This is a genomic window from Marinomonas sp. NPDC078689, assembly GCF_044542435.1.
Lineage (GTDB): Bacteria > Pseudomonadota > Gammaproteobacteria > Pseudomonadales > Marinomonadaceae > Marinomonas > Marinomonas arenicola.
In genome coordinates, this window is the sequence record NZ_JBITUJ010000002.1 from 90642 (window position 1) to 117384 (window position 26743).

At 46.9% G+C, this 26743-nt stretch carries 23 protein-coding genes; 3 read left to right on the plus strand and 20 right to left on the minus strand.

What is annotated here, in order from left to right; genetic code table 11:
* Positions 1-12: 12 nt before the first annotated feature.
* The 5 genes from rng to ACIGBN_RS03595 all read right to left on the minus strand — a co-directional run bounded on the left by rng (position 13) and on the right by ACIGBN_RS03595 (position 4455).
* A complete protein-coding gene (gene rng, locus ACIGBN_RS03575; RefSeq protein ID WP_133003243.1) occupies positions 13-1467 on the minus strand; it encodes a ribonuclease G in 1455 nt (484 codons plus the stop codon).
* Positions 1460-2065: a nucleoside triphosphate pyrophosphatase gene (locus ACIGBN_RS03580; RefSeq protein WP_133003242.1), complete on the minus strand. Its 606-nt coding sequence runs from the start codon at positions 2063-2065 to the stop codon at positions 1460-1462. Before ACIGBN_RS03580 ends, rng begins: the two co-directional genes overlap by 8 nt.
* A gap of 22 nt (positions 2066-2087) precedes the next feature.
* Positions 2088-2561: a rod shape-determining protein MreD gene (mreD, locus tag ACIGBN_RS03585; protein WP_133003241.1), complete on the minus strand. Its 474-nt coding sequence runs from the start codon at positions 2559-2561 to the stop codon at positions 2088-2090.
* Positions 2558-3343, minus strand: a complete 786-nt coding sequence (mreC, locus tag ACIGBN_RS03590) for a rod shape-determining protein MreC (protein ID WP_343772731.1) — start codon at positions 3341-3343, stop codon at positions 2558-2560. Before mreC ends, mreD begins: the two co-directional genes overlap by 4 nt.
* Positions 3344-3411: 68 nt before the next feature.
* Entirely contained in the window at positions 3412-4455 is a 1044-nt protein-coding gene (locus ACIGBN_RS03595) for a rod shape-determining protein (protein WP_133003240.1), read from the minus strand.
* A gap of 236 nt (positions 4456-4691) precedes the next feature.
* Between ACIGBN_RS03595 and gatC the strand changes: the two genes are divergently transcribed.
* Genes gatC through gatB form a run of 3 tightly spaced genes read left to right on the plus strand, consistent with a single transcriptional unit; the run spans position 4692 to position 7900 of the window.
* Entirely contained in the window at positions 4692-4979 is a 288-nt protein-coding gene (gene gatC / locus ACIGBN_RS03600; RefSeq protein WP_133003239.1) for an Asp-tRNA(Asn)/Glu-tRNA(Gln) amidotransferase subunit GatC, read from the plus strand.
* A gap of 12 nt (positions 4980-4991) precedes the next feature.
* The gene (gatA, locus tag ACIGBN_RS03605) at positions 4992-6452 is read left to right on the plus strand and encodes an Asp-tRNA(Asn)/Glu-tRNA(Gln) amidotransferase subunit GatA (RefSeq protein WP_396663690.1); all 1461 of its coding nucleotides are present in this window, start codon (positions 4992-4994) and stop codon (positions 6450-6452) included.
* Positions 6453-6454: 2 nt separating this feature from the next.
* Positions 6455-7900, plus strand: a complete 1446-nt coding sequence (gatB, locus tag ACIGBN_RS03610; RefSeq protein WP_133003237.1) for an Asp-tRNA(Asn)/Glu-tRNA(Gln) amidotransferase subunit GatB — start codon at positions 6455-6457, stop codon at positions 7898-7900.
* A gap of 147 nt (positions 7901-8047) precedes the next feature.
* Here gatB and mutT read toward each other — a convergent pair whose 3' ends face one another.
* From mutT to ACIGBN_RS03685, 15 genes are all read right to left on the minus strand, one after another.
* A complete protein-coding gene (mutT, locus tag ACIGBN_RS03615) occupies positions 8048-8431 on the minus strand; it encodes an 8-oxo-dGTP diphosphatase MutT (RefSeq protein ID WP_396663692.1) in 384 nt (127 codons plus the stop codon).
* The gene (gene argJ, locus ACIGBN_RS03620; protein WP_396663694.1) at positions 8431-9651 is read right to left on the minus strand and encodes a bifunctional glutamate N-acetyltransferase/amino-acid acetyltransferase ArgJ; all 1221 of its coding nucleotides are present in this window, start codon (positions 9649-9651) and stop codon (positions 8431-8433) included. Before argJ ends, mutT begins: the two co-directional genes overlap by 1 nt.
* A 14-nt stretch (positions 9652-9665) precedes the next feature.
* Positions 9666-12368: a preprotein translocase subunit SecA gene (gene secA, locus ACIGBN_RS03625; RefSeq protein WP_396663696.1), complete on the minus strand. Its 2703-nt coding sequence runs from the start codon at positions 12366-12368 to the stop codon at positions 9666-9668.
* 144 nt (positions 12369-12512) lie between these two features.
* Positions 12513-13430, minus strand: coding sequence for a UDP-3-O-acyl-N-acetylglucosamine deacetylase (gene lpxC, locus ACIGBN_RS03630; protein ID WP_133003233.1), 918 nt, complete (start codon positions 13428-13430; stop codon positions 12513-12515).
* A gap of 108 nt (positions 13431-13538) precedes the next feature.
* Positions 13539-14783 carry a cell division protein FtsZ gene (gene ftsZ, locus ACIGBN_RS03635; protein ID WP_133003232.1) on the minus strand — a complete coding sequence of 415 codons (1245 nt, stop codon included), beginning with the start codon at positions 14781-14783 and terminating at the stop codon, positions 13539-13541.
* Positions 14784-14822: 39 nt separating this feature from the next.
* Positions 14823-16094: a cell division protein FtsA gene (ftsA, locus tag ACIGBN_RS03640; protein ID WP_133003231.1), complete on the minus strand. Its 1272-nt coding sequence runs from the start codon at positions 16092-16094 to the stop codon at positions 14823-14825.
* A gap of 74 nt (positions 16095-16168) precedes the next feature.
* Complete coding sequence (locus ACIGBN_RS03645; RefSeq protein ID WP_243712015.1) at positions 16169-16819, minus strand: cell division protein FtsQ/DivIB; 651 nt, start codon at positions 16817-16819, stop codon at positions 16169-16171.
* Between the two features lie 33 nt (positions 16820-16852).
* Positions 16853-17803, minus strand: a complete 951-nt coding sequence (locus ACIGBN_RS03650) for a D-alanine--D-alanine ligase (protein WP_396663699.1) — start codon at positions 17801-17803, stop codon at positions 16853-16855.
* Entirely contained in the window at positions 17804-19228 is a 1425-nt protein-coding gene (gene murC / locus ACIGBN_RS03655; protein ID WP_396663701.1) for a UDP-N-acetylmuramate--L-alanine ligase, read from the minus strand.
* Positions 19225-20295, minus strand: a complete 1071-nt coding sequence (gene murG, locus ACIGBN_RS03660) for an undecaprenyldiphospho-muramoylpentapeptide beta-N-acetylglucosaminyltransferase (RefSeq protein ID WP_396663703.1) — start codon at positions 20293-20295, stop codon at positions 19225-19227. The genes murC and murG overlap by 4 nt, the downstream gene beginning before the upstream one ends.
* The gene (gene ftsW, locus ACIGBN_RS03665; protein WP_341567158.1) at positions 20288-21487 is read right to left on the minus strand and encodes a putative lipid II flippase FtsW; all 1200 of its coding nucleotides are present in this window, start codon (positions 21485-21487) and stop codon (positions 20288-20290) included. The genes murG and ftsW overlap by 8 nt, the downstream gene beginning before the upstream one ends.
* Complete coding sequence (murD, locus tag ACIGBN_RS03670) at positions 21484-22833, minus strand: UDP-N-acetylmuramoyl-L-alanine--D-glutamate ligase (RefSeq protein WP_396663705.1); 1350 nt, start codon at positions 22831-22833, stop codon at positions 21484-21486. Before murD ends, ftsW begins: the two co-directional genes overlap by 4 nt.
* A gap of 9 nt (positions 22834-22842) precedes the next feature.
* Entirely contained in the window at positions 22843-23925 is a 1083-nt protein-coding gene (gene mraY, locus ACIGBN_RS03675; RefSeq protein ID WP_396663707.1) for a phospho-N-acetylmuramoyl-pentapeptide-transferase, read from the minus strand.
* Between the two features lie 14 nt (positions 23926-23939).
* Positions 23940-25286: a UDP-N-acetylmuramoyl-tripeptide--D-alanyl-D-alanine ligase gene (gene murF / locus ACIGBN_RS03680; RefSeq protein WP_396663709.1), complete on the minus strand. Its 1347-nt coding sequence runs from the start codon at positions 25284-25286 to the stop codon at positions 23940-23942.
* A complete protein-coding gene (locus ACIGBN_RS03685) occupies positions 25276-26742 on the minus strand; it encodes a UDP-N-acetylmuramoyl-L-alanyl-D-glutamate--2,6-diaminopimelate ligase (protein ID WP_396663711.1) in 1467 nt (488 codons plus the stop codon). Before ACIGBN_RS03685 ends, murF begins: the two co-directional genes overlap by 11 nt.
* Between the last annotated feature and the right edge of the window lies 1 nt (position 26743).

A 26743-nucleotide genomic window follows, 5' to 3' on the forward strand; every position in this document is an offset into this window, starting at 1 on the left:
ACCTACAACCTATTATCGAAGAACGACATCATATTGATCTTGTGTATAGATAGGGTCAACCTGAAAACGAATCGTCTTACCAATAAAGTCCTCCAATTCAGCCACTGCCACACTCTCTTCGTCCAAAAAGCGATCCACCACTGAACTGGCCGCCAATACCGTGTAAGTCTGAGAGTCATAAGCACGATCCGCTCTGAGTATTTCACGGAACACCTCATAACATACGGTTTCAGGCGTTTTGACCAAACCACTTCCCCGACAAGAACGACAAGGCTCACAAAGCGTTTGCCCCAAACTCTCTCGCGTTCGTTTTCGAGTCATTTCCACCAAACCAAGCTCGGACACTCCGGTAATCTTGGTTTTGGCATGGTCAGACTCTAAGGTTTTTTCGAGCATCCTCAGCACTTGGCGCTTATGCTCTTCGTCTTCCATGTCGATGAAGTCAATAATAATAATGCCACCCAGATTACGTAACCGTAACTGGCGACCAATTGAGGTCGCGGCCTCTAAATTGGTTTTATAGATGGTTTCTTCTAAATTACGACTGCCAACAAACGCCCCCGTATTCACATCGATGGTGGTCATGGATTCGGTCTGTTCGACAATAAGATAACCCCCCGATTTAAGCTGAACCTTACGATCTAGCGCCTTCTGAATTTCATCTTCGACACTGTATAAATCAAAGATTGGGCGTTCACCCGGATAGTATTCAATACGCTCCGTTAACTCAGGCATGAAATCTTCTGCAAAGGACCGCAATTTCGTAAAATTCTCGCGCGAATCTATGCGAATTTTCTCCGTCGTCAAACTCACCAAGTCACGCATGGTTCGTAAATGCAGAGGCAAATCTTCATAAATAACAGACGGCGCTTTGGCCACTTTAATGCGTCGTTTTACGGATTGCCACAGTCGTGTCAAAAACTTGATATCAGCCAATATCTCTTCTTCTCCAGCACGTTCAGCCGCTGTTCGAAGAATATACCCATTGGTTTCATCTGCGTCTTTTAACGCCTCAGAAATCAATGATTTCAAACGCTCACGCTCTTCTTCATTTTCTATTCTTTGGCTCACACCAACATGAGATTGATCTGGCATGTAAACAAGATAACGAGAAGGAATCGACAAATGGGTCGTTAAACGCGCGCCCTTAGTGCTAATGGGGTCTTTTGTCACCTGAACAACCAGCGACTGGCCTTCACGCAAATAATCGCCGATCTGGTCACTCGGATTGACCGCATCGCGATCGGCCACTTCAGAAACATGAATAAACGCCGCTCTTTCTAAGCCGATATCCACAAACGCCGCCTGCATACCGGGCAGCACTCGCACCACCTTACCCTGATAGATATTGCCTACGATGCCTTTTCGACTAGAGCGTTCGATATACACTTCTTGCAGCACGCCATTTTCGACAAGAGAAACTCGAATCTCCATCGGGGTGACATTGATTAATACATCTTCACTCATGGGACATTTCCTCTAGCGAATGAATACCAAATAAAGCAAGCAACTGAGAGGTCTCATAAAGCGGCAAACCAACAACAGCCGAATAAGAGCCTGAGACGGCGCGAACAAACACAGCGCCCAAGCCTTGAATAGCGTATGAGCCTGCTTTATCTTGAGGCTCGCCACTGCGCCAGTATTGAGCGATTTCAACGTCTGAGATGGCCCGAAAAGACACGTCACTCACGACATTCGTTAATTGCAAATGTTCACGCTTTGCATCATAAAGACAAACCGAGGTCATCACCTGATGATCGCGACCAGACAACAGCCTAAGCATCGCTTTTGACTCTTCAAAATCGGCCGGCTTACCGAGAATAACCCCGTCGACCACCACACTGGTGTCTGAAGCCAACACAATAAGAGACGACGTCGTCTTGTCTTGCGATAATTTGTCAGAAACCGCCAAGGCTTTTTCATGGGCCATGCGCTTTACATAAGCGGACGCATCCTCACCTTGGTAAGGCGTCTCATCAATGTCTGCTGGGCAAATGTCAAACTCTCTCACCAATTGCCCTAACAGTTCTTTTCTTCTTGGCGATGCCGAGGCCAAAACAAGCATAAATACGTCCTAATTAAACAATCTAACGAATAGCGTAAATACGACGCACACTACGCAATATTACAAATGACCAAGGCCATAGCAAGCCGGTCACAATCGCCGGCATAAAGATCATCAAGGTCGGCTCAGCATTCCCCAGGTAATGATCCACCCAGAAACCAACCAACTGATTGATACTGACGAGCAAACAAACAAAAATACCTTGCTGCCAACGGTGGTACATTCGTAAGCGCTTGTAAAAAATCGCACACGAGAAGGCAATCAGAACATAGGTTAAAGAATGCTGACCTATGATTCCACCTTGCAGCAAATCCACCATCAAACCTAAAAACCAAGCAACGCCCACACCAACACGAAATGGTAGCGCAATAACCCAGTATAAAATAACCAACAAAGCCCATTCAGGGCGATACCAAACCAAAGATTCAGGAAGCGGCATCGCCTCTAGCATTAGTGCGGCCAGCAAGGTCACAAAAAAGACAAAAAACGATTTCATTGACGCTCCGACTTAGGCTTTTCAATTAACATCACATGACGACTGCGCCCGAGCTGCGCAAGAGGCACCACATCCACGTCTGCGTAAGGTTTACCTGGCACATGTGTCACAGCGCGCACGACCCCTACAGGATAGCCGCTCGGAAACCGCTTACCTAAACCTGACGTAGTGAGAATATCGCCTTTTTTAATATCAGCAGAATGCGGCACACTCATCAGTTTCATATGTTTTAAATCCCCGACACCACGCAACACACTTCTAAAACCAGTACGAGACAACTGTACGGGTAAAAAGTGACTGGCGTCCGCAATCAATAACACACGACTGGTATAGGCTGAGGTTTCGACGACTTGACCAAGTACCCCAGTCGCATCCAAAACCGGTTGACCAACATAGGCGCCAGAAGAGAAGCCTTTATCAATTAGGATTTTATGGCTGTACGCATTCTGATCAAAACCAATAACCTCGGCCATTACAATCTTCTCATCGACTCGCTGAGAGGCGTCTAACAACTCTCGTAAGCGCACGTTTTCGGCTTGCAACGAATCCAGCTTTTGCAAGCGACTGCGTAAGATGAGTATTTCTTGGCTTAATGCCTGATTCTCATCCACCAAGCCTTCACGGCTCGCCAAATGATCACTGGTCCAATAGAGAATTTTTTGAGGGGTATTTACAACCACTTGTATCGGCGCAACAAGCCAGGTGAGATAAGGACGAATGGGGGCAAACAGAGAATAGCGGACATCCGCCACTATCATCGCGATTGATAAGATCACCAGCACAACAAAGCGTGTGCCGGATATCTTGCCATTAAAATAAAGCAAATTATTAATGGTGTAGCTCCTAGCTATTACTCATTTTCAGCAGTAAAAAGCTCTGAGGCATGTTTGTCCATCATTTCAAGCGCCATGCCGCCGCCTCGTGCAACACACGTCAACGGATCATCAGCAATAATCACAGGCAAACCTGTTTCTTCGCTAATCAAACGATCGATTTCACGAAGCAAAGCACCACCGCCAGTTAAGACGAGACCCGTTTCACCAATGTCAGCGGCTAATTCAGGTGGTGATTGCTCTAGCACCCCTTTAATGGCTTGCACTATTTGAGCCAGCGGCTCTTGCAAAGCGTCTAAAATTTCTGTGCTGCTTAACGTGAAAGAACGAGGAATACCCTCTGCTAAGTTGCGGCCGCGAACGTCTATCTGTAACTCTTCGCCAGTATGATACGCCATACCAATTTCTGTTTTAATTCGCTCCGCCGTCGCATCACCAATCAAACTGCCATATTGACGACGAACATAAGTTGTAATCGCCTCATCAAAACGGTCACCACCAACACGGATAGACTCAGAAGTCACAATACCGTTCAAAGAGATGATCGCAATTTCAGTTGTACCACCACCGATGTCAATCACCATAGAACCAGATGCTTCAGCAACCGGAAGACCCGCACCAATCGCTGCGGCCATTGGCTCTTCAATAATATACACTTCGCGAGCACCTGCACCCAAGGCAGACTCTTTAATAGCACGACGCTCTACTTGCGTTGACTTGCAAGGCACACATACTAGAACCCTAGGGCTTGGCTTAAGCATGCTATTTTCGTGAACTTTAGAAATAAAATACTGGAGCATTTTTTCGGTAACATGAAAGTCAGCGATAACACCGTCTTTCATTGGGCGAATTGCCGTTATATTACCAGGCGTACGCCCTAACATGCGCTTTGCATCCATGCCGACAGAAGCGACTGTTTTTTGATTGCCGTTATGACGAATAGCTACTACAGATGGCTCATCAAGAACGATACCACGGTCGCGAACGTAGATAAGGGTATTAGCTGTCCCTAGGTCAATCGACAAATCGCTAGAGAACATTCCCCTAATTTTTTTAAACATGTAATCCCACACCCTAATGAATACGATACGAACAGCGTCAAAATGTAACAATCGCTTACACATTCGGCAAGCCGATTCATCGCAAATATGCAAAAACTCTTTAGGTATTTCATTGTTTATACGAAAAATTTTGATTTCAACAAAAACGAAGGCCTTTTTCCCCCTAGCGCCTTTATAGCAAACTAACTAAGGGATACAATAGGAGCCATTTTCGACAATCAAGTATCAGGTGGAACATGTCCATAGACAAGCAAGACGTGCAAAAAATAGCACACTTGGCTCGCCTCGCCCTCACCGAGGAAGATGCCGTGCAGTACCAACATTCCCTATCCAGCGTATTATCACTGGTAGAGCAAATGCAATCGGTTGATACCGATGGCGTTGCCCCACTCTCTAATCCACTTGAAATGACACAGCGTTTACGCGAAGACGAAGTGACCGAGGTCAATCAACGCGATGCCTTTTTGGCCAACGCGCCACAAACAGAAGCCGGTCTTTTCCTAGTCCCACAAGTGATTGAATAACGAGAGCCAACCATGTTTGAACAAAGCATTGCCACCCTCGCGCAACAACTGCGCAACAAAGAGATTTCCAGCGTCGAATTGACTCGCCTATTTCTAGATCGCATTCAGGCACTCGACCCGCAATTGAACAGCTTTATCACCATCAGTGACGAACTTGCCCTACAACAAGCGAAAGCCGCTGACACCGCCATTGCAAACGGCAGTAGCAGCAGCCTTACCGGCATTCCGATTGCTCATAAAGATTTGTTTTGCACCCAAGGCGTTTTAACCACTTGTGGCTCCAAAATGCTGAACAACTTCATCCCACCTTACGAATCGACCGTCACCAGCCGCATTCAACAAGCGGGTGCTGTCATGCTAGGCAAAACCAACATGGACGAGTTCGCGATGGGCTCCTCTAATGAAAACAGCTTCTATGGCGCCGTTAAAAACCCATGGAACCTAAACAAGGTTCCTGGTGGCTCTTCTGGTGGCTCCGCCGCTGCGGTTGCTGCAGGCCTTGCCGTTGCGGCTACTGGCACAGACACTGGCGGCTCCATTCGCCAACCGGCTTCTTTTTGTGGCATCACTGGCCTTAAACCGACTTACGGTCGCGTTTCTCGCTTTGGCATGATCGCCTACGCCTCCAGCCTAGACCAAGGCGGCCCGATGGCAAAAAGCGCTGAAGATTGCGCCCACCTAATGCAAGCTATGGCGGGCTTTGACGACAAAGACTCAACCTCTTCTGAAACCCCTAAAGAAGACTACCTAGCCAACTTAAATGCGCCACTAGCGGGCCTTAAAATCGGCTTGCCAAAAGAATACTTTGGTGACGGCTTAGACGCCAAGGTCGCCGACACCATAATGGCCGCCGTAAAAGAATTCGAAAAGCTTGGCGCGACCGTGAAAGAAGTGTCCCTACCAAACCTTCAACTAAGCATTCCGTCTTACTACGTCATTGCGCCGTCTGAAGCGTCTTCCAACCTATCTCGCTTTGATGGCGTTCGCTTTGGCCATCGCTGTGACGATCCGAAAGACCTACTCGACATGTACACTCGCTCTCGCGCAGAAGGCTTTGGCACCGAAGTACAAAAACGCATCATGGTCGGTACCTATGCGCTTTCAGAAGGTTATTACGACGCTTACTACTTAAAAGCACAAAAAATCCGTCGCCTAATCAAAGAAGATTTCGTCAACGCACTCAATGAGGTTGATGTCATCATGGGACCTGTTGCACCGACTACCGCTTTCGATCTTGGCAGTAAAACAAACGACCCTGTGGCCATGTATCTGGAAGACATCTACACCCTTTCAGTGAACCTTGCCGGCATCCCTGCTATGTCTGTTCCAGCAGGCTTTGTCGACAACATGCCTGTTGGCCTACAAATCATGGGCAATTACTTTGCTGAAGCCAAGTTGCTGAACATAGCGCACCAGTATCAACAAAATACTGACTGGCACCTACAAACACCTACTATGGCAAAAGGAGCATAAGCATGAACTGGGAAGTTGTTATTGGCCTTGAGATTCATACTCAGCTCTCTACTAAATCAAAGTTATTTTCTGGTGCGGCAGTAGGGTTTGGCGCCGAGCCAAACACACAAACCACACTGGTTGACCTAGGCATGCCTGGCGCCTTACCTGTATTCAACAAAGAAGCGCTACGCATGGCCGTTATGTTTGGTCACGCAATCAATGCAGAAATCGGCATGACGTCCGTGTTTGCTCGCAAGAACTACTTCTACCCAGATTTGCCAAAAGGCTACCAAACTAGCCAAATGGACCATCCGATTGTTGGCAAGGGCTACCTAGACGTCACTCTAGAAGACGGCACCACAACCCGCGTGGGCATCACTCGCGCCCATCTTGAAGAAGACGCCGGCAAGTCTTTGCACGAAGACTTCCAAGGCATGACGGGCATCGATTTAAACCGCTCTAGCACACCGCTACTAGAGATCGTTTCAGAACCCGATATTCGCTCCGCAAAAGAAGCCGTTGCTTACGTTAAGATGATTCACTCCATCGTAACCTACCTTGGCATTTGTGACGGCAATATGGCGGAAGGCTCAATGCGCTGCGACATTAACCTATCGCTACGCCCAAAAGGTCAGGAAGAATACGGTACTCGCACCGAGATCAAAAACGTCAATTCTTTCCGCTTTATTGAAAAAGCCATCTACACCGAAATTGAACGTCAAGCAGACATTCTCGAAGATGGCGGCCGCATTATTCAGGAAACACGCCTTTACGATCCAGAGAAAAACGAAACTCGCAGCATGCGCTCTAAAGAAGACGCCAACGATTATCGCTACTTTCCCTGCCCTGACTTACTGCCTATCGTCTTGACCCAAGAGTACGTTGACCAGATAAAAGCCAACCTACCGGAACTACCAAGTCAAAAAGCAGAGCGCTTCCAGAGCGAGTACAACTTGAGCGACTATGACGCCCATGTTCTTTCCTCTTCACGCGCAATGGCGGATTACTTTGAAGCCGCCAACAAGGTCAACCAAGATCCTAAACTAACGGCCAACTGGGTGATGGGCGAGCTAAGCAAGCTACTCAACCAGTCCCAATTAGACATCGCCAATTCGCCAGTGGATGCCAACGCCTTTGGCGAGCTACTTGCTCGCATTAAAGACAACACTATTAACGGCAAAACAGCGAAAGACGTATTGCAAGCAATGTGGGACGGCGAAGGCTCTGCGGATGAGATTATCGATGCAAAAGGCCTGAAACAGGTAACTGACACTGGTGCAATCGAAAGCATGATCCAAACCATTTTGGACGCAAATGCCGCCCAAGTTGAACAGTATCGTGCCGCAGAACCCGACAAACAGAAGAAAATGATTGGCTTCTTTGTTGGCCAAGTCATGAAAGCCTCTCAAGGCAAGGCAAACCCAGGAATGGTCAACCCTATCCTTGCGAAAATGCTAAAAGGCTAACCCTGATAAGCACAAATAAAACGACCCTACATTCTCGTAGCGGTCGTTTTTTTTCATCCCTAGAAAACCCAAACAATCAGCAAGGCAAAAAAAAGCACCGTAATGACTTACGATGCTTTTTATACGCTTACTGCAGATCGCTAACAATTAACCTGCTAACAAAGCCTTCACAATGATCTGATTCGCTTCCGGAAAGTCATAATCAGCAAGCTCTGACACAGCAACCCAACACACTTCTTGACCTTCCTTCCCTGTCGCCTCACCCAAAAACTGAGACACGGTATAAAAAATCAATTCAACCTGCTTATCACCATAGTCATGAGCAACCGTTTGAAAGTGCTCCGCGTGCTGAACCTTGATACCACACTCTTCTAGCAACTCACGAGACAAAGCCTGCAAGGGAGTCTCATTCGGCTCACACTTGCCGCCTGGAAATTCCCATAAACCACCTTGATGCTGATCACGCTTACGCAAAGCAATAAACACCTGATCTTCCCGAAGGATAATCCCAGCCGCTACACGCACTAACATCAGGTTCGGTAATCCGCATTAATGGTCACGTATTCGTGAGAGAAATCCGTTGTCCACACCGTATCCGAAGAATCTCCGGCACCCAGATCAATTTGAATCTGAATTTCCTCTGGCGCCATGGCTTCTTGACCATGTTCTTCTAGATAATCTGGCGAACGACAGCCATCTCGCGCGATTTCAAAGCCGTTAATATGAAGCTGCACCTTATCAACATCCAATGCCTCAACACCAGCACGACCCACGACCGCTAAAATACGACCCCAATTTGGATCAGACGCGAACAACGCCGTTTTCACCAAAGGAGAGTGCGCCACTTCAAACGCCACTTTTGTCGCATCTGACTCAAGCTTAGCGCCCTGAACCTTAATAGTGACAAACTTGGTGGCACCTTCCCCATCACGCACGATGGCATGCGCCAACTCTTGCATAACTTCGGTAAAGGCCGCTAAAAAGGCTTGCGCCAAAGGCGAATTAATATCCGTAACGAGATCATTACCTGCCGCACCAGTCGCGACCGCAATACAAGAATCGTTAGTAGAAGTATCACTATCAACGGTAATACGGTTGAAGCTCTTATTCACCACAGACGATAACATCTGCTGAAGCAATGCTTTATCAAGGGCAATATCACTAAACACATAACCCAACATAGTCGCCATATTAGGGCGAATCATGCCAGCACCTTTAGAGATACCGGCAACCGTATAGCGACGTCCGTCAAACTCAAACGTCCTAACAGAACCTTTAGGCAAGGTGTCTGTCGTCATAATACCAAGACCCGCCGCCTTCCAATTACCCCCTTCAAGAGAAGACAAGGCTGTCGGCAGAGCCGCTAGGATTTTAGCAACAGGCAAAGGCTCACCAATGACACCGGTAGAAAAAGGCAAAACAGACTCTGCGGCCACACCAGCAGAGCGAGCAAGCTCCTGACACGTCAGCAAAGCATTTTCCATACCTTGCTTACCAGTACCCGCATTAGCGTTACCCGTATTTATTAACAAATATCGAATATCAGAGCCAAGCAAATGCTTTTGACAAACACGAACCGGCGCCGCACAAAAAGCATTTTGGGTGAAAACGCCTGCAACAACCGCCCCTTCACACAACTCAAAAACAACAAGGTCTTTTTTGTTTGGCTTTTTAATGCCCGCTTCAGCGAACCCAATCTTCACACCCTTAATTTCTGGGATATTGGGGAAATCCTGCAACCCTACCGCCATTTAACTACCCTCTACTAAACCAGACTGCCATGACATTGCTTGTATTTTTTACCAGACCCACAAGGACAAGGCTCATTACGCCCAACTTTAGGGTATTGTGCGCCATCTCCAGCAACACCATCATCAGAAAGTACCGATGTAGACTCGTGCTGCATGCTTAGCTGAGTTTTTTCTTCATGAAGTCGACGCGCTTCTTCGATTTTTTCAGATTCTTCAGGCGATTGAACCTTCACTCGCGTGACTATCTGGATCACTTCAAATTTGACCTGCTCCAGCAAATCTTGGAAAAGCTCAAACGCTTCTCGCTTATATTCTTGCTTTGGATTCTTCTGAGCATAACCACGTAAGTGAATACCCTGACGAAGCATGTCCATTGTTTGCAAATGCTCTTTCCAAAGCGTATCCAATACTTGCAGCAACACTTGCTTCTCAAAAGATCTAAGCGGCTCAGCACCGGCTGCAGACTCTTTCTCAGCATAATCACTAACAAAAGCATCAAGGATTTTTTGACGCAATGGCTCTTCGTACAATTTCGAATCTTCTTCTACCCATTGCGCAACAGGTAACTCAAGACCAAATTCATTACGAATTTTATCTTCTAGACCTTTTAGGTCCCATTGATCATAAACACTTTGCGGCGGAACAAATTCATCAATTAAATTCGTTACCACTTCTTCACGCATCGCAGAAATCGCTTCTGATAAATCTTCCGACACCATCATATCGAAACGCTGACGGTAGATAACCTGACGCTGATCATTCGCCACATCATCGTATTCAAGCAATTGCTTACGAATATCGAAGTTGCGCCCCTCTACTTTACGCTGGGCTTTTTCAATCGCATTTGAGACCATTTTATGTTCAATGGCTTCTCCCTTCTCCATACCCAACGCCATCATCATTTTCTTGATGCGATCAGACATGAAGATTCGCATTAAGCTATCTTCAAGAGACAAGTAAAAACGCGAAGAACCCACATCACCTTGACGACCCGCTCGGCCACGCAACTGATTATCTATACGACGCGATTCATGACGCTCCGTACCAATAATATGCAAACCACCTGCAGCCAATACCGCTTCGTTGCGCTGTTTCCAGTCCGCTTTCAAAGCATCAATTTCTTCTTGGGAAGCAGACTCACCAAGTTGATCAATCTCAACCTGTAAGTTACCACCCAACACAATATCCGTGCCTCGACCCGCCATGTTAGTCGCAATAGTAACAGCGCCCGGACGACCCGCTTCCGCAACAATTTGCGCTTCACGCTCATGCTGCTTGGCATTCAACACATTGTGTTTAATGTTTTTCTTATTGAGGTATTCAGACAACAACTCAGAATATTCTATCGACGCAGTACCCACGAGGATAGGACGCCCTTGAGCCACATTTTCTTCAATATCAACAACAATCGCCTCAAACTTATCTTCAGTAGACATGTAGATAAGGTCATTGAAATCTTTTCGCTGAACTTGTTTATTGGTCGGAATAACCACAACAGACAAGCCATAGATTTGCTGAAATTCGAACGCTTCAGTGTCCGCGGTCCCCGTCATACCAGACAAGTTCTCGTACAAGCGGAAGTAGTTCTGGAAGGTCGTCGATGCCAATGTCTGACTTTCAGCCTGAATGGTAACACCTTCTTTGGCTTCTACTGCCTGGTGAATACCTTCTGACCAACGTCGACCTTGCATCGTACGTCCGGTGTGCTCATCAACAATAACCACTTCATTGTTTTGAACCACATAATCAATGTTTTTACGAAAGATGACATGGGCTTTTAGACACGCATGAACATGATGCAACAACGACAAGTTACCCGCCGCATATAGACTGTCGCCTTCTTGCAGCATACCCTGCTCAACCAACCAACTTTCTACAAACTGGTGACCATTTTCAGTCAGCTCAATGCTCTTCTGAGACTCATCGAACACATAATGCCCGCTCGCCTCTTCCGTAGCTTCTTCAGCCTCTTGTCGCGTTAACAACGGCGGCAAGTGATTGATCTTTCGATACTGTTCTGAGCTGTCTTCTACCGCACCAGAAATAATTAACGGCGTTCTGGCTTCATCAATAAGGATAGAGTCAACCTCATCGACAACAGTAAAGTTAAGCTCACGCTGCACTCTATCTTCAAAACGAAAGACCATGTTATCGCGCAAATAATCGAAACCAAATTCGTTATTTGTGCCATAGGTAATGTCACTTAAATAAGCAGCTCGCTTGTCATCTCGGTCTTGGCCAGAAAACACAACACCGACACTCATGTCTAAAAACTCATAAAGCGGACGCATCCAATTGGCGTCACGCTTCGCGAGATAGTCATTCACGGTAACAACATGAACCCCTTTAGAGGAAATTGCATTCAAATATACAGCCAGCGTCGCTACAAGCGTTTTACCTTCACCGGTACGCATCTCTGCAATTTTACCTTCATGAAGGACCATGCCGCCGATCAGCTGCACATCAAAATGCCGCATTCCCATCACCCTGCGACTGCCTTCTCGAACCGTCGCAAAAGCTTCAGGCAATAAAGCGTCTAAGGATTCACCTTTTGATACTCGCTCGCGAAACTCATTTGTCTTAGCGGAAAGTTCGTCATCGGAGAGCTTGCTGAAAGATTCTTCAAGCTTATTAATTTGAGTAACGACTTTTTTAAATCGTTTCACTTCTCGGTCATTCTTTGTACCGATTACCTTTTTAATTACAGTTCCTAACATCTTGAATACAACGCAGCCAAATTAGTAATGAATAGAGTCTACCACGGTAATGTGGGACAAAACATGAAATATCAAGGCACTAAACACAAAAAAGCCAGACATTTAGTCTGGCTTTTTGGCGATTTTTAGCAATTCGATCAATTATTAAGCGCCAGCGAAGGCAGGCTCAACATACGAAATAGGTTTTGCTTGAGCTTCGTCTTCGAAGACAACATATTCCCAAGCTTCTTGCTGCTCAAGTAGTGCCAACAAAAGCTTATTATTCAAAGCATGTCCAGATTTAAAAGCCTTGTATTCCCCGATCAAACTATGACCAAGAAGATACAAATCACCAATTGCATCCAGCACTTTATGTCTGACTAACTCATCGCGGTAGCGCAAGCCTTCGTCATTCAGTACACGGAAATCATCAAGTACGATGGCATTTTCCATGTTAGCACCGCGTGCTAGATTGTTGTTTTTGAAGTACTCAAGGTCCTTCATAAAACCAAATGTTCGAGCTCGACTGATTTCTTTAACGAAGGTCGTTGTAGAGAAATCAAAAGAAGTATGCTGAACATCTTCACCAATCGCTGGATGCTGAAAATCAATAGTGAATGACAAGCGAAAACCAGTATGAGGCTCTAAAGTTGCGTATTTGTCACCGTCTTCAACTCGAATCGGCTTCTTAATACGAATAAACTTCTTAGGCGCACTTTGCGCTTCCAAGCCTGCAGACTGAAGAAGAAACACAAATGGGCTGGCACTGCCATCCATTAATGGAACTTCACTAGCGCTCACTTCGACATAGGCGTTATCCACACCCAAGCCAGCCATAGCAGAGAGTAGATGTTCTACGGTACTAACCTTCACATCTCCTTTGCATAAAGCCGTAGCGAAATTTGTTGAGCCAACTGCGCGTGCATCACCAGGAATTTCCACTACTGGATCCAAGTCTGTACGGACAAAAACTATCCCTGTGTTTACAGGAGCCGGCTTTAATGTCAAATACACCTTCTCACCTGAGTGAAGACCTACACCGGTAGCTCGAATAATGTTTTTTAATGTGTGTTGACGTACCATTAGATTCCTACACTTACATGACAAGATATATTTTCAATTAAGAAATAATATCAATAACACAATTTTTATACAATTCAACGCCTTATGCTTGCATCTTTTTTACGCAAACTAATCAGCTTGCCGACGCAAAAAAGCGGGAATGTCCAAGTATGACAATTTATCACCACTCGCTGATGAAGCAGATTCGTTCAAATCGCCCCCTTCAGAGTCCGAGCTTTTCTCAACCGCTTCTTCTCGCTTAACCGCAGAGGAAGCAGCAACAGGTCTAGACGCTGATCGCTGTTGAGGCGCAACAACTTGCTTTTCTTCAACAACACGTTCAACACTTGCCTGCACTGGTTGAGAAACAACTGACTCTCCTACAGCGGACTGCATTTCTGCAGAGGAATGCCCTTCTAAACCAGTCGCAACCACTGTAACTCGCATCTCGTCTCCAACACTTGGATCGATTGCACAACCAATTACAACAGTCGCATCTTCTGATGCGTATTCTTCAATAATCCCACCAACCTCAGTAAACTCTGACAAACCAACTTCTTCGTTAGCTGTGATGTTTACTAGGACACCACGGGCGCCTCTAAGGTTAATGTCTTCCAACAATGGGTTGTGAATAGCCGCTTCCGCCGCCACTCTTGCTCGGTCATCACCAGAAGCCGAACCTGTTCCCATCATCGCCATGCCCATTTCAGACATCACTGTTCTTACGTCTGCAAAGTCAACGTTGATCAAGCCAGGGCGCATAATCAAATCGGTAATACCCTGAACCGCATTAAACAAAACATTGTTGGCTTCACCAAACGCTTTCAGTAGAGAAATATTTTTTCCCAATACTGGTAATAAGCGCTCATTTGGAACAGTAATTAATGAATCGACATTTTCACGCAATTCTTTAACACCTTCTTCTGCCACTCTTGCGCGACGACGTCCTTCGAAAGGAAACGGTTTAGTCACCACAGCAACCGTCAGAATACCAAGTTCACGGGCCACTTTAGCAATTACTGGCGCAGCACCTGTACCTGTACCACCGCCCATGCCTGCGGTGATAAACACCATATCGGCACCGGTTAACAATTGTGTAATTTTTTCTTGATCTTCAAGCGCCGAATCACGACCAACTTCTGGGTTCGCACCCGCTCCAAGACCTTTTGTAATCGTTGTGCCTAACTGTAAAGATACTCCAGTATCAAAACCCGTTAGTGCTTTGGAGTCAGTGTTGGCGCAGATAAATTCAACCCCCTCCAACTGACTTTCAAGCATGTGACGAACAGCGTTACCGCCACCACCACCAACACCGATAACCTTAATAACAGCGTTATCAGATAAATTTTCATCGGCTAAATCAAAGACGTTCATGGGCTTATAGCTCCTTAATTAATTCGTTCTCAACGCTAACTACATGTAGCTCTGAAACCAGTGTTTTACATTGTGCCACACCTTCGCTGCACTGAAGGACGACCCGGTTTCTTTTGCTGCTAGCAATGATGTATCTCGTTTATTTTGCGTCTTAGACATAACTTGCTTAGAGGGCTCAGCAGTCTCAGCCTCCTTACTTCCATAAGCCAATAATCCAACACTTGTTGAATATATCGGGTTATCGACAATGTCCGACATTCCTTTAGCACAATCTGGTACCGATAAGCGAACTGGCATATCAAATACTCTTTCTGCTAACTCAGCAGCCCCCTCCATAAGAGAGGTACCGCCAGTAATTACAATACCTGCAGGGATGCGCTCGGCGTATCCGCTGCGTCTTAATTCATCTTGAATTAAACTGTAAATTTCTTCATACCTTGCTTCAACCACCTCTGCTAGAGCATGGCGAGAAATTGTTCTTGGCTGTCTGTCCCCGACACTTGGCACCTGAATAGCCTGGTCGACTGTGGCGAGCGAGGACATAGCGCAAGCGTATTTCACTTTAATTTCTTCCGCATGCTGAGTCGGAGTACGCAACGCCATAGAAATGTCGTTCGTCACTTGATCCCCTGCTACTGGTACCACCGCAGTATGATGCAACGCACCATCAAGCCAAACCGCGATATCCGATGTACCCGCACCAATGTCCACCAAGCAAACGCCTAACTCTTTCTCATCTTCGCTCAAGGAAGACTCACTGGACGCCAGTTGCGATAAAATCACACCATCGACACCCAGACCACAACGTTTAATGCATTTTTCAACATTCATCACCGCATTCGCGGCGCCTGAAATCATATGCACATTGGCTTCTAAGCGAACCCCAGACATGCCTAAAGGATCTTTAATGCCTTCTTGCGAGTCAATGTGATATTCCTGCGGGAGAATATGCAGAACACGTTGATCAGAAGAAATCGGTACCGCTTGCGCTGCATCAATCACTCGATCTACATCTTCTTTTTGCACTTCACCATTTTTGACCGCAACAATACCATGGGAATTCAAGCTTCGAATATGACTTCCCGCAACACTCACGTAAACAGAATGAATATTACACCCTGCCATTAATTCAGCTTCTTCTACAGCTCTCTGTATAGATTGAACGGTCGATTCAATATTAATAACAACACCGCGCTTCATTCCCTTAGAGCTGTGAGAGCCAATACCGACAATTTCCAAACTACCGTCAGCCAGAACTTCTCCGACTAAGCAAATAACTTTTGATGTGCCTACATCCAAACCGACTATCATTTAACCTTCCCGGCATTTTAGTGCTGTTAGAACCGCCCTCTACCTTGTTTAAAAAAGCAACAAACAGGCCAAGTTTATTTTGTTTCTTTCCAGGCAACGGCAACCCCATGAGGGTAACGCGCGTCGATGGAGCTAATTTGATCTATTCTACCCGATAAATCACTTTTATACACCGCTATAAAGCGTTGTAATCTCTCTAAAATTTCCTCTCTTCCTAACTTTACCTTCACACCATTGGTGAAAGTAATATTCCACGCTCCTCGCAGCTCTAAACTGAGTTTTTCAATGCGCAGTGACGTCGAAGACAGTACCTGACTAATCAATCCAAACTGTTCTAGTACCAGATCGCTGGTATCTTCAGGTCCGTACAACTTAGGAAGCGGCAAATCTGGTAGTGCTCGCGGCGATATTACTACCGCTCCTGTGGAAATTATTTGCCTATCTCCCCAGTATGCGAGAGGTTTATACTCTCGAACAAGTATCTGCAGCGTATTCGGCCAAACTTTACGTACCTCTACACTTTCCACCCATTGCGGCGACAGAGCAATAGACTTTATTGACACTAGCGATGTCGTCAATAAGTTTTTTCCCAGCAAAGACTGATAGTCTTTTTGCAGCGCCGTGGCAGAGGCATACTTCAACTCACCCTTCACATCTATCTTCTTGATCGCAAACCAACTATCAGGAGAATCATCCCCTTGAAATAAAGCCACTACGATCAACAATACAGCCCCAATAAGCGCGGCGAGCCTCATAATTTAATCACGCTGCGCACCATGCCATGCATTCAGTGCTATCTTTTCAACCAACCCATTGTAACTTAACCCTACATGGTTAGCCGCCATAGGAACCAAGCTATGGGAGGTCATTCCGGGCGACGTATTCACCTCTAACACCCAAAACACACCCTGCTGATCACGCATCACATCAACACGCCCCCAACCAGTACAACCTAGCGACTGATAAGCCTCTAAGGCCAAGGACTGAAGTTCAGCTTCATCATCCTCGCTCAAGCCACACGGCAACAAATATTGAGTATCTTCTGCCAAATATTTGGCATCGTAGTCATACAACTCATGGGTGGATGATGCTTTAAGACCAATAGCGGGATACACCACATCATCAATAATGGCCACCGTGTATTCAGGCCCATCCACAAACTCTTCGACTAAAATATCCGAATCAAACTCAAGCGCATTGGTTAACGCAGACAAGAGCTCAGAACGATCATTCGCTTTATTAATACCAATCGTCGACCCTTCTCGAGACGGCTTAATAATCAGCGGATAAGACATGGACTCTTCAATCACCGCAGGATCTGGCTGCCCCTCAAATGACAAGTAGGCAGGCGTTGCAATACCAATCCCCTTCCAAAAGCGCTTAGTCATGACCTTATCCATCGCAAAACCACAAGCGAAAGGAGAGCTTCCGGTATAAGGCTTACCCATCATGTCTAACAACGCTTGGATGCGCCCATCTTCCCCTTCGCCACCGTGAAGGGCAATAAAAGCCAGATCAAACTCAATCGACTGCAGCTGCTTCACTGGATCCAGCCCTTCAGCACCATATAAGTCAATGGCCACCACTTGATAACCAGAGGCACGCAACCCCTCAACAACCAATGGCCCACTTTGCAAGGACACGTCCCGCTCAGCGGAACGCCCACCATAAATCACGGCAATAACGGATTCTTTTAAACTTGATGACATTTACTGTATCCCACTGGTTGCTAAATTTTTAGAAATCAAACCAATATCGCCAGCGCCTTGAGTAATCAATAAATCGTCTTTCTTAAGCACATTGCTCAAGATAGAACGTAAATCCGTCACACTGCCTACGTGCACAGGGTCTACCGTACCCCGTTGGCGAATACTGCCACATAAAGATCGGCTGTCAGCGCCATTAATCGGCGTCTCTCCTGCTGAGTAAACGTCCAGCAACAAGAGCACATCCACTTGCGACAAGACACGCACAAAATCTTCATACAAGTCACGCGTTCGAGAGAATCGATGAGGCTGATAAATCATCACCAAACGCTTTTCTGGCCAGCCCGCTCGAATCGCTTTGATGGTAGCAAGCACTTCACTTGGATGATGGCCATAATCGTCCACAAACATCACTTCGGAACCATCCGACAAAGCCAATGGCGTTTGCTCTTGGAAGCGGCGACCCACCCCTTCAAACCCCATTAAACCAGCCTGAATAGCCGCCGCATCAACACCCAAATCCGTCGCAACCGCAATCGTTGATAAAGCGTTTAATACGTTGTGCATTCCCGGCATTGGCAAACGAATTTTTAACGGCTCGCCTTCAGGGCGGTGAGCGGTAAATTCACAAAAACGCCCAGTTTGAACTATGTCTGTCGCATAAAAGTCAGCTTCATGCTCGATCCCGTAGGTCAGCACTGGACGACTCAATGACGGCAAAATCTCTCTGACATTCGCATCATCCACACACAGCACAGCCAAACCATAAAACGGCAAGTTGTGCACAAACTCGATAAAGGTGTGCTTCACTTTTTCGAAGTCACCACCATAAGTATCCATATGATCTTCATCGATATTAGTGATAATGACGGTCTGCGGCTGCAGATGTAGGAAAGAAGCGTCACTCTCATCCGCCTCAGCAACCAAATAAGAGCTACTTCCTAATTGCGCATTCGCGCCCGCACTGGTTAAACGCCCACCAATAACAAACGTCGGCGCTTCGCCTGTGGCCGCCAATACCGACGCCATAAGGCTGGTCGTCGTCGTTTTACCATGAGTACCCGCCACAGCGATACCGTGACGATAGCGCATCAACTCTGCCAACATTTCCGCTCGGCGAACAATAGGAATGCGATTGTCTTTACCCCAAATAATCTCAGGGTTTTGTTCATTAACCGCCGTTGAAACGACAATAACATGAGCATCAAAGACATTTTCAGCCTGATGCCCAACATAGACCTTAATGCCCATTTCAGACAATCTGTCCGTTGTCGCCGACGCTTTCAAGTCAGAACCTGATACCGAATACCCTTGGTTATGCAACACTTCTGCAATGCCACACATCCCCACCCCACCAATACCTATAAAGTGGATGTTTTGAATGCGACGCATAGTCGGAATATCGTATTGAAATTTATTTACTATCATTTTATTAACCTTAAACAATGCGCAACCACATCTTGTGTTGCGGTAGGGTGCGCTATTTTCTTTGCTTGCTCACCCATTTTTTGTAAAGTCGACTCACTCTCAAGTAAGCCCATTAGAATAGACACCACTTTTTGACTTGTTAACTCTGTCTGAGGCAATAAATAGGCTGCCCCAACCGCATCAAGGTGTCGAGCGTTTGCGGTTTGATGATCATCAATAGCGTGTGGCAAAGGCACTAAAATAGACGGCAAGCCTGCTATCGCCAATTCACTCACTGTCATTGCTCCAGCACGGCAGAGCACCACATCCGCCCAATAATAGGCCTGCTCCATGCCGTCCAAATAAGGTTCTACTCTCGCTTTAACACCCACCTCATCGTATAACGCTGACACGGCTTCAAAATTGCGCTTACCCGTTTGATGCCATACATCCAAACGTTGCGAGCCATCCCATTGCGCCAACACATTTGGCACAATGTCATTAATCGCTTTCGCCCCAAGACTCCCTCCCACCACGAGCAACTTAAGTGGTCGACCTTGGCCGCTTCTCGGCGGACGCACCGTCTGAGATAAAATATCAGCGCGAATTGGGTTTCCCACTGTGATGGCGTTTGGCAATGCGTTATCAAATGCTTGCAGACGAGTATTCGCCACTTTTGCCAATATTCGATTCGTAGTGCCCGCTATCGCATTTTGCTCATGAATCACCAAAGGGATGCCAAGCAATTTAGCGGCAATGGCCCCAGGTCCGGCCACAAAGCCTCCCATACCTAACACCACAGAAGGTTTGATTTTTTGCAGAAAAGCCACCGCTTGGCCAATCGCATGCAAGATTCGAAAAGGCGCAGACAACAGTCCCAAAACGCCCTTTCCTCGCACCCCTTTTATCGACAAGGTATGAATCGCAATATCGTGCTGTGGAACCAGCGACTCTTCCATGCCACCTTTCGAACCCAGCCAGAAGACCTCCATGCCTTTTTCTTTAAATTGCTGAGCACTGGCCAAGGCTGGGTATATGTGCCCACCCGTTCCGCCAGCCATAATGACAACACGTTTAGAATCACTCATCTTTTTTCTCTACTGTTCCACTCTTTTGACCAGAGTCTCTGGCTTGCGCTTCATATCGCCTATTTTCTATGTCCACTCGCGCAATAACGAACAAACTACCTAGGGTAATAATCAAGCTACTACCACCATAACTAATCAAGGGCAAAGTCAGTCCTTTTGTCGGCAGAAATCCAGTATTCACCCCAATATTGATAATCACCTGGGCCAGAATAAGAATCGAAAAACCAAAACACATATAACCTGAAAAAGGACGCGAGAGATCCATCGCTTTATGCCCTATTTTAAAGGCTCGACTGACCATAATGCCAAACAAGGCAATCAGAAACAGGCCACCTAGCAGACCGGTTTCTTCAACCCAAACAGAAAACACAAAATCCGTGTGCGCTTCTGGTAAATAGGAGAGTTTTTGCACGCTATTACCCAGCCCCAAACCAAACCACTCACCTCGCCCGTAGGCAATGAGTGCCTGACTCAGCTGGTAGCCCTCATTAAAGGGGTCCGCCCATGGATCAATAAAGTTCATTAGGCGCTTCATCCGATAACTTTCAGAAACCGCCACTACCCCCAACATACAAACAGCCGCAACCAACAAGAGTAAGAATTGGTACAAGGGAGCGCCACCTAAAAACAACAGCGCCATAACGGTACCCAGTAAGACCACTGAGGCACCAAAATCCGGTTCAAACAACAAAAACAAAAGAAAAATACTGCACAGGCACAAGGGCAAGAAAAAGCCCACCCAACCTTCTCGCACTCGATCGGCACGGCGTACCAAATAACCAGACACGTACACCACCATACAGACCTTGGCCACTTCGGACGCCTGTAAGTTAAACACCACCAAATTGATCCAGCGACGACTGCCGTTTACGCTCTTCCCAATCCCTGGCACCAACACCAACACCAGCAACAGAAACGACAAGCCCATCAGCAGAATCCCCCACTGTTGCAACTTATCAGTAGGTAACGAGATCATCACCCAACCGAAAACCAGCCCGATTAATAAATAGAGCATCTGGCGACCCATAAAGAAATAAGGGTGGCCATGCATGTTTTCAGAAATGGAAATCGATGCGCTCGACACCATAACAATCCCTAACGCTAAGATTGACACCACAGAAACAATAAAAATAGAATCAACCTGGCTAAACTCTCGCCATGTCACACGATCAAAGAACTTCAACCAGGTCATAAAGCACGAACCAGATCGATGAAATGCTGCCCACGTTGTTCATAGTTTTTGTACATATCCAAACTGGCGCAAGCGGGCGAAAAGAGCACAATATCACCCGGCGTCACTTCGCCTGCCAACGCAGCCACCACCTCGTCCAAGGTCGCAAAAAATTCGACATCAGACGATGCCGACAAGGCCTTAGCAATGACGCTCGCATCCTTACCAAATAAATACGTTTTTTGCACCAAGTCAGAAACAGGTTTCGCTAAGGGTGAAAAATCAGCCCCTTTCCCCTCACCACCGGCAATCAAATGTATGTGTTTCTGAGAGGCGTTTCCTAAACCTTCCAACGCGGCCAGCGTGGCGCCCACGTTCGTGCCTTTCGAATCATTAATATAAACAACACCATTATGGGTACGTACCGTTTCACAACGATGTGGCAAGCCACCAAATTCACGTAACACTTGAGCAACACCGTCCGCGCGAACATCCTGCCCTAACAGCTCAATCATCGCCAACGCCGCCAACACATTGGCATAATTATGCGCCCCCTGCAGGGCAATATTTGACGTGTGGTAAAGTCGCTCAACCCCTTTACAAAGCCAAGCACCGTCGTCATCCGGCAACATTCCGTATTCTTTTAAATCAGGACTCTTGGTGGTGAACGCACGCACAGGAACACCCTCAGCAAGTAAGGGCGCGGTTAATATATCTTGTTTATTGCACACCGCCGCCTTACAGCCTCGATATACTTTTTGTTTGACTCGCTGGTATTCATACAGGTCTTTATAACGATCCATATGATCTTCAGACACATTCAGCAAACAGGCCAAATCCGCTTGCAATGCATGGGTCGTTTCCAGCTGAAAACTGGACAACTCAAGCACATAAAAATCCACACCCGCGCTCAGCAAGTCCAACGCAGGCAAGCCAAGATTACCGCCCGCTACGGCGTTATTGCCACACGCTTCTAGAAGCTTAGCAACCAAGGTGGTGACGGTACTTTTTGCATTAGACCCGGTAATCGCCACAAAAGGCGCATTTACATAATCACAGAAAAGATCAATGTCCCCACGCATGGCCACGCCTTTTTCAGCAAGCGCCGCCAGCACAGGGTTTTTTAATGGAATACCGGGGCTAACATAAAGCTCATTGACGCCTAAACGCGCCAGCACAGCCAAATCGCCGGTAAAAATTCGATCCGCAGGGCAAAGCGCTTTAGCCTGCTCTAACCCTGGAGGGTTGTCGCGGGAATCCACGACAAAAAAATCAATATTCTGACTTGCCAAAAAGCGCACACAAGAGAGACCTGTCGCCCCCAAGCCAACGACGGCTCTTATCCGATCTGACCCGATCAACGACATAAAACGCTCCTAACGCACTTTTAGAGTGGCAAAACCAACCAATACAAGACACACAGTAATAATCCAAAACCGCACAATAACCTTGGGCTCTGCCCAGCCTTTCAGCTCAAAATGATGATGTATCGGCGCCATTCTAAAAATACGCCGCTTGGTCAGTTTGTAAGACGCCACCTGCAAAATAACGGACACCGTTTCCATTACAAAAACACCGCCCATGATAAACAACACCAATTCTTGGCGAACAATCACCGCAATAGTGCCCAAGGCAGCCCCCATCGCTAAGGAACCCACGTCCCCCATGAAAATTTGCGCTGGGTAGGTGTTAAACCATAAAAACCCTAAACCGGCACCAATCAGAGCCGAGCAAAACACCAGCAACTCACCTGAGCCATGAACATAAGGAATCAACAAATAATCCGCGAAACGAACGTTACCAGTAAGATACGCAAATACCCCTAACGCCCCGCCGACCAGAACCGTTGGCACAATCGCCAGACCATCAAGACCATCGGTTAAATTTACCGCATTACTGGTGCCAACAATCACAAAATACGTCAACACGACAAAGAAGATACCTAAAGGCAAGGCCACATTTTTAAACAGCGGCACCAACAAGGCCGTTTCGGCGGGCGTGGTCGCGGTAAAGTACAAAAAGAAAGCGGCCGCTAGACCAAACACACTTTGCCAAAAATACTTCCACTTAGCAGGCAATCCTTTTGAGTTTTTCGCAACCACTTTACGGTAGTCATCCACCCAACCAATCACGCCAAACGCCCACATAACCGCTAATACAAGCCAAACGTACTTATTAGAGAGATCTCCCCATAACAAGGTACTGATGGAAATTGAAAAAATAATCAACGCGCCGCCCATGGTTGGCGTGCCCGCTTTACTCAGGTGTGACTGAGGGCCATCGCTTCGTATTGCCTGTCCAATCTGCAAACGTTGCAACAATAAAATGACACGATTCCCGATCAACAAAGAAATCGCCAGCGCCGTTAGCACACCCAAAATGGCGCGCAATGACAAATAATTAAAAACGGTAAAAAAAGTGTGGTGCTCGCTCAAATAAGCCGTCAGCAGGAGTAGCATGAGTTAATAGCATCCTAAAGTGTTAAAATATTCACCACATTTTCCATTTTAGAAGAGCGAGACCCTTTCACTAAAATGGCATGTGCCTTATTAAGCGCCTGAACAACAGACGCCGCTTCGTTGTGTGTCTGGCAAAAAATCGCCTCGCCGCCATTGGCGCGAAACGCTTGAGCCGCCAATCCAGCAATCGGACCGACACTGATCAAACAGGAAATGCCTTTTTGTTGAGCATATTCCCCAAGTGCTTTATGTATCTCATCTTGTTGCGCACCCAACTCACCTAATGCACCAAGAACAAGCCAAGTTTTCTCGACTTTTTGCATGGCTAATACATCAATGGCCGCCTCAACAGACGTAGGGCTGGCATTGTAACAATCATTGATTAACAGAGCCTTATTTTTTGTCAACAAGCGCTCCATTCTACCGGGCACTTGAACAGGTTGCGCTAACTTAGCAACAGCGTCTTTCAAGCTCATGCCCAGCGCCATCAACGCCAATACCACAGCCATGCCATTCGCCACCAAATGTCGCCCAGCGCCAGACACATAAACCGCCACACTCTCCCCTTGATAAGTAAAAGTAGCACGACTCGATTCTGCTTCTAACACCAGATCGTGAACACACAAATCGGCGGATTCAGTAAACCCGAAGGAGCAAACACGACGCCGATTGGCCAGCGTTTTCCAATAATCAAAATAAGCGTCATCGGCATTTAAAATAATGGTCGCTGTCGCTCTAGCGGCTGAAATCAGCTCACCTTTTTCAACCGCGATCCCTTCTAAACTACCAAAGCCTTCAAAATGACTGCCACTGGCGTTCGTTAAAATCACCACATCGGCACGGATAATTTCCGCCAGCTTTTTAATTTCGCCAGGAAAGCTGGTGCCCGCTTCAATCACAGCCGCGTCATGATCACCAGTGAGTTCAAGCAAGGTCTGCGGCACACCAATCTGATTATTCAAATTAGCGCGTGTTTTTAGCACATTTTTTTCGTCAAGAGATTGAGCCAGCCAATCTTTTACGGTTGTTTTACCGTTACTTCCCGTAATCGCGACAACAGGGCCAGTAAAAGCCTCTCTAATGGCGTTCGCTATGCGCCCATAAGCCGCTACAGTGGACGCCACTCTGATGTAACTCGACACCGAAATATCCTTTTCAGACAGCACGGCGATGGCGCCTTGATCCATAGCCGATTGCGCATAGTCATGCCCATCAAAGCGCTCACCTTTAATGGCAACAAACAAGCAGCCGCCATGAATCTTGCGAGTATCAGTAACCACATTCTTAATGACTTGATCTTCCCCAATAAGCACACCGCCACAAAGACTCGCGATTTGAGACAAGGAAAGTTTAATCAACATAGCCATTTAGCACCTTTGCCGCTTCTTCTTTATCGTCAAAATGATGCTTTACACCATTCACATCCTGATACGTTTCATGCCCCTTGCCCGCGATCAAAATAATGTCGCCACGCGAAGCGGTCTCAATGGCTTTTGCAATCGCACTGGCACGATCCACATCAACATTCACCTCTGACGCAGGTGCGCCAGCAAGCGCATCATTAATAATCTGCTCTGGGGATTCGGTGCGCGGGTTATCCGAGGTTAACCAAACACTGTCTGCAAACGCTAACGCCGCCTGCAACATCAAGGGACGTTTGCCTTTATCGCGATCACCACCACACCCAAACACACACACCAAACGCCCTTGAGAATGTTCTTTTAACGCTTGCAACGCGACCTTTAGCGCATCTGGTGTATGGGCATAATCCACAACCACTGCCGGCCCTTTTTCTGACACCACCCTTTCCATGCGACCAGGCGCCCCTTGCAAGGACGACAACGCAGAAATCAATAGCGCTTTATCCGCTACGGTGGACCATAAACTAGCTAAAGCGGCCAAGGCATTTTGAATATTAAAACGCCCCAGCAGTGGCAAAAAGACCGCATCTTCACCGTCTGGATGACACAATGTAAAATGACAACCATTGGGCGCCAAACGCAGAGAAGTAGCATAAAAATCAGCTTGCGAATTGCTCTCACTGTAATAATAACGCTCGCTGTCTGACGACAAACCTTGCGCCATAAAAGAAGCATACGGATCGTCCAAGCAAAACACCCCGCGAGTCACCCCCGGAAAAGAAAACAACCGACGTTTTGCAGCCGCATAAGCGTCCATAGTGCCATGGTAATCTAGGTGATCACGAGAGAGATTGGAAAACACCGCCGTTTGAAACGGCACGCCATACAAGCGCCCTTGATCCAAAGCATGTGAAGACGCTTCAAAGGCCACAAAATCAATCGATTTAGACGCCATATGGATCAGCAATTCATGCAATGACAATAGATCTGGTGTGGTTTGATTCGCCTCTTGCAGCGCGCCAATCGGCCCCACCCCAAACGTACCAATCAAACCACTAGAATGACCAATAGACTCAGCTAATTGAGCCAAGTAGTAACAAATCGAAGACTTACCATTGGTCCCCGTTACCGCCACCAAAGCGGCTGGCGGAAGCCCGAAAAATGAATACAGACACGCCACAAGAAAGGCCGCTGGATCGTCCACATGGATCAGCTGCAAGCGATCATGGGTCAATGAAAGATGCCCAGGCACAACAGCCACCTGACCACCCAACTCAGCCACTTTATCTAAATAAAGCCAGCCGTGACTGGTCACCCCTGGTAGGGCAAAAAAGACCCCATTAGGGTCCATTTTTCGGCTATCCGTTTCTAAATGAGTATAGATCTGACTGGCGGCAGGCTCATCGACGGTAAGCCCGACTAAATTAAGAAGCTGAGCATGCGTCAAATTAGCCATA

Coding starts and splice junctions, on each gene's coding strand:
- ftsA (WP_133003231.1), bottom strand. CDS start 16,094: ATGATAGTCGGTTTGGATGTAGGCACATCAAAAGTTATTTGCTTAGTC.
- murG (WP_396663703.1), bottom strand. CDS start 20,295: ATGAGTGATTCTAAACGTGTTGTCATTATGGCTGGCGGAACGGGTGGG.
- argJ (WP_396663694.1), bottom strand. CDS start 9,651: ATGGCGGTAGGGTTGCAGGATTTCCCCAATATCCCAGAAATTAAGGGT.
- mraY (WP_396663707.1), bottom strand. CDS start 23,925: ATGCTACTCCTGCTGACGGCTTATTTGAGCGAGCACCACACTTTTTTT.
- murF (WP_396663709.1), bottom strand. CDS start 25,286: ATGTTGATTAAACTTTCCTTGTCTCAAATCGCGAGTCTTTGTGGCGGT.
- ACIGBN_RS03685 (WP_396663711.1), bottom strand. CDS start 26,742: ATGGCTAATTTGACGCATGCTCAGCTTCTTAATTTAGTCGGGCTTACC.
- mreD (WP_133003241.1), bottom strand. CDS start 2,561: ATGAAATCGTTTTTTGTCTTTTTTGTGACCTTGCTGGCCGCACTAATG.
- ACIGBN_RS03595 (WP_133003240.1), bottom strand. CDS start 4,455: ATGTTTAAAAAAATTAGGGGAATGTTCTCTAGCGATTTGTCGATTGAC.
- gatB (WP_133003237.1), top strand. CDS start 6,455: ATGAACTGGGAAGTTGTTATTGGCCTTGAGATTCATACTCAGCTCTCT.
- ACIGBN_RS03650 (WP_396663699.1), bottom strand. CDS start 17,803: ATGTCATCAAGTTTAAAAGAATCCGTTATTGCCGTGATTTATGGTGGG.
- murD (WP_396663705.1), bottom strand. CDS start 22,833: ATGTCGTTGATCGGGTCAGATCGGATAAGAGCCGTCGTTGGCTTGGGG.
- mutT (WP_396663692.1), bottom strand. CDS start 8,431: ATGTTAGTGCGTGTAGCGGCTGGGATTATCCTTCGGGAAGATCAGGTG.
- gatC (WP_133003239.1), top strand. CDS start 4,692: ATGTCCATAGACAAGCAAGACGTGCAAAAAATAGCACACTTGGCTCGC.
- murC (WP_396663701.1), bottom strand. CDS start 19,228: ATGATAGTAAATAAATTTCAATACGATATTCCGACTATGCGTCGCATT.
- secA (WP_396663696.1), bottom strand. CDS start 12,368: ATGTTAGGAACTGTAATTAAAAAGGTAATCGGTACAAAGAATGACCGA.
- ftsW (WP_341567158.1), bottom strand. CDS start 21,487: ATGACCTGGTTGAAGTTCTTTGATCGTGTGACATGGCGAGAGTTTAGC.
- ftsZ (WP_133003232.1), bottom strand. CDS start 14,783: ATGAACGTCTTTGATTTAGCCGATGAAAATTTATCTGATAACGCTGTT.
- ACIGBN_RS03580 (WP_133003242.1), bottom strand. CDS start 2,065: ATGCTTGTTTTGGCCTCGGCATCGCCAAGAAGAAAAGAACTGTTAGGG.
- lpxC (WP_133003233.1), bottom strand. CDS start 13,430: ATGGTACGTCAACACACATTAAAAAACATTATTCGAGCTACCGGTGTA.
- rng (WP_133003243.1), bottom strand. CDS start 1,467: ATGAGTGAAGATGTATTAATCAATGTCACCCCGATGGAGATTCGAGTT.
- gatA (WP_396663690.1), top strand. CDS start 4,992: ATGTTTGAACAAAGCATTGCCACCCTCGCGCAACAACTGCGCAACAAA.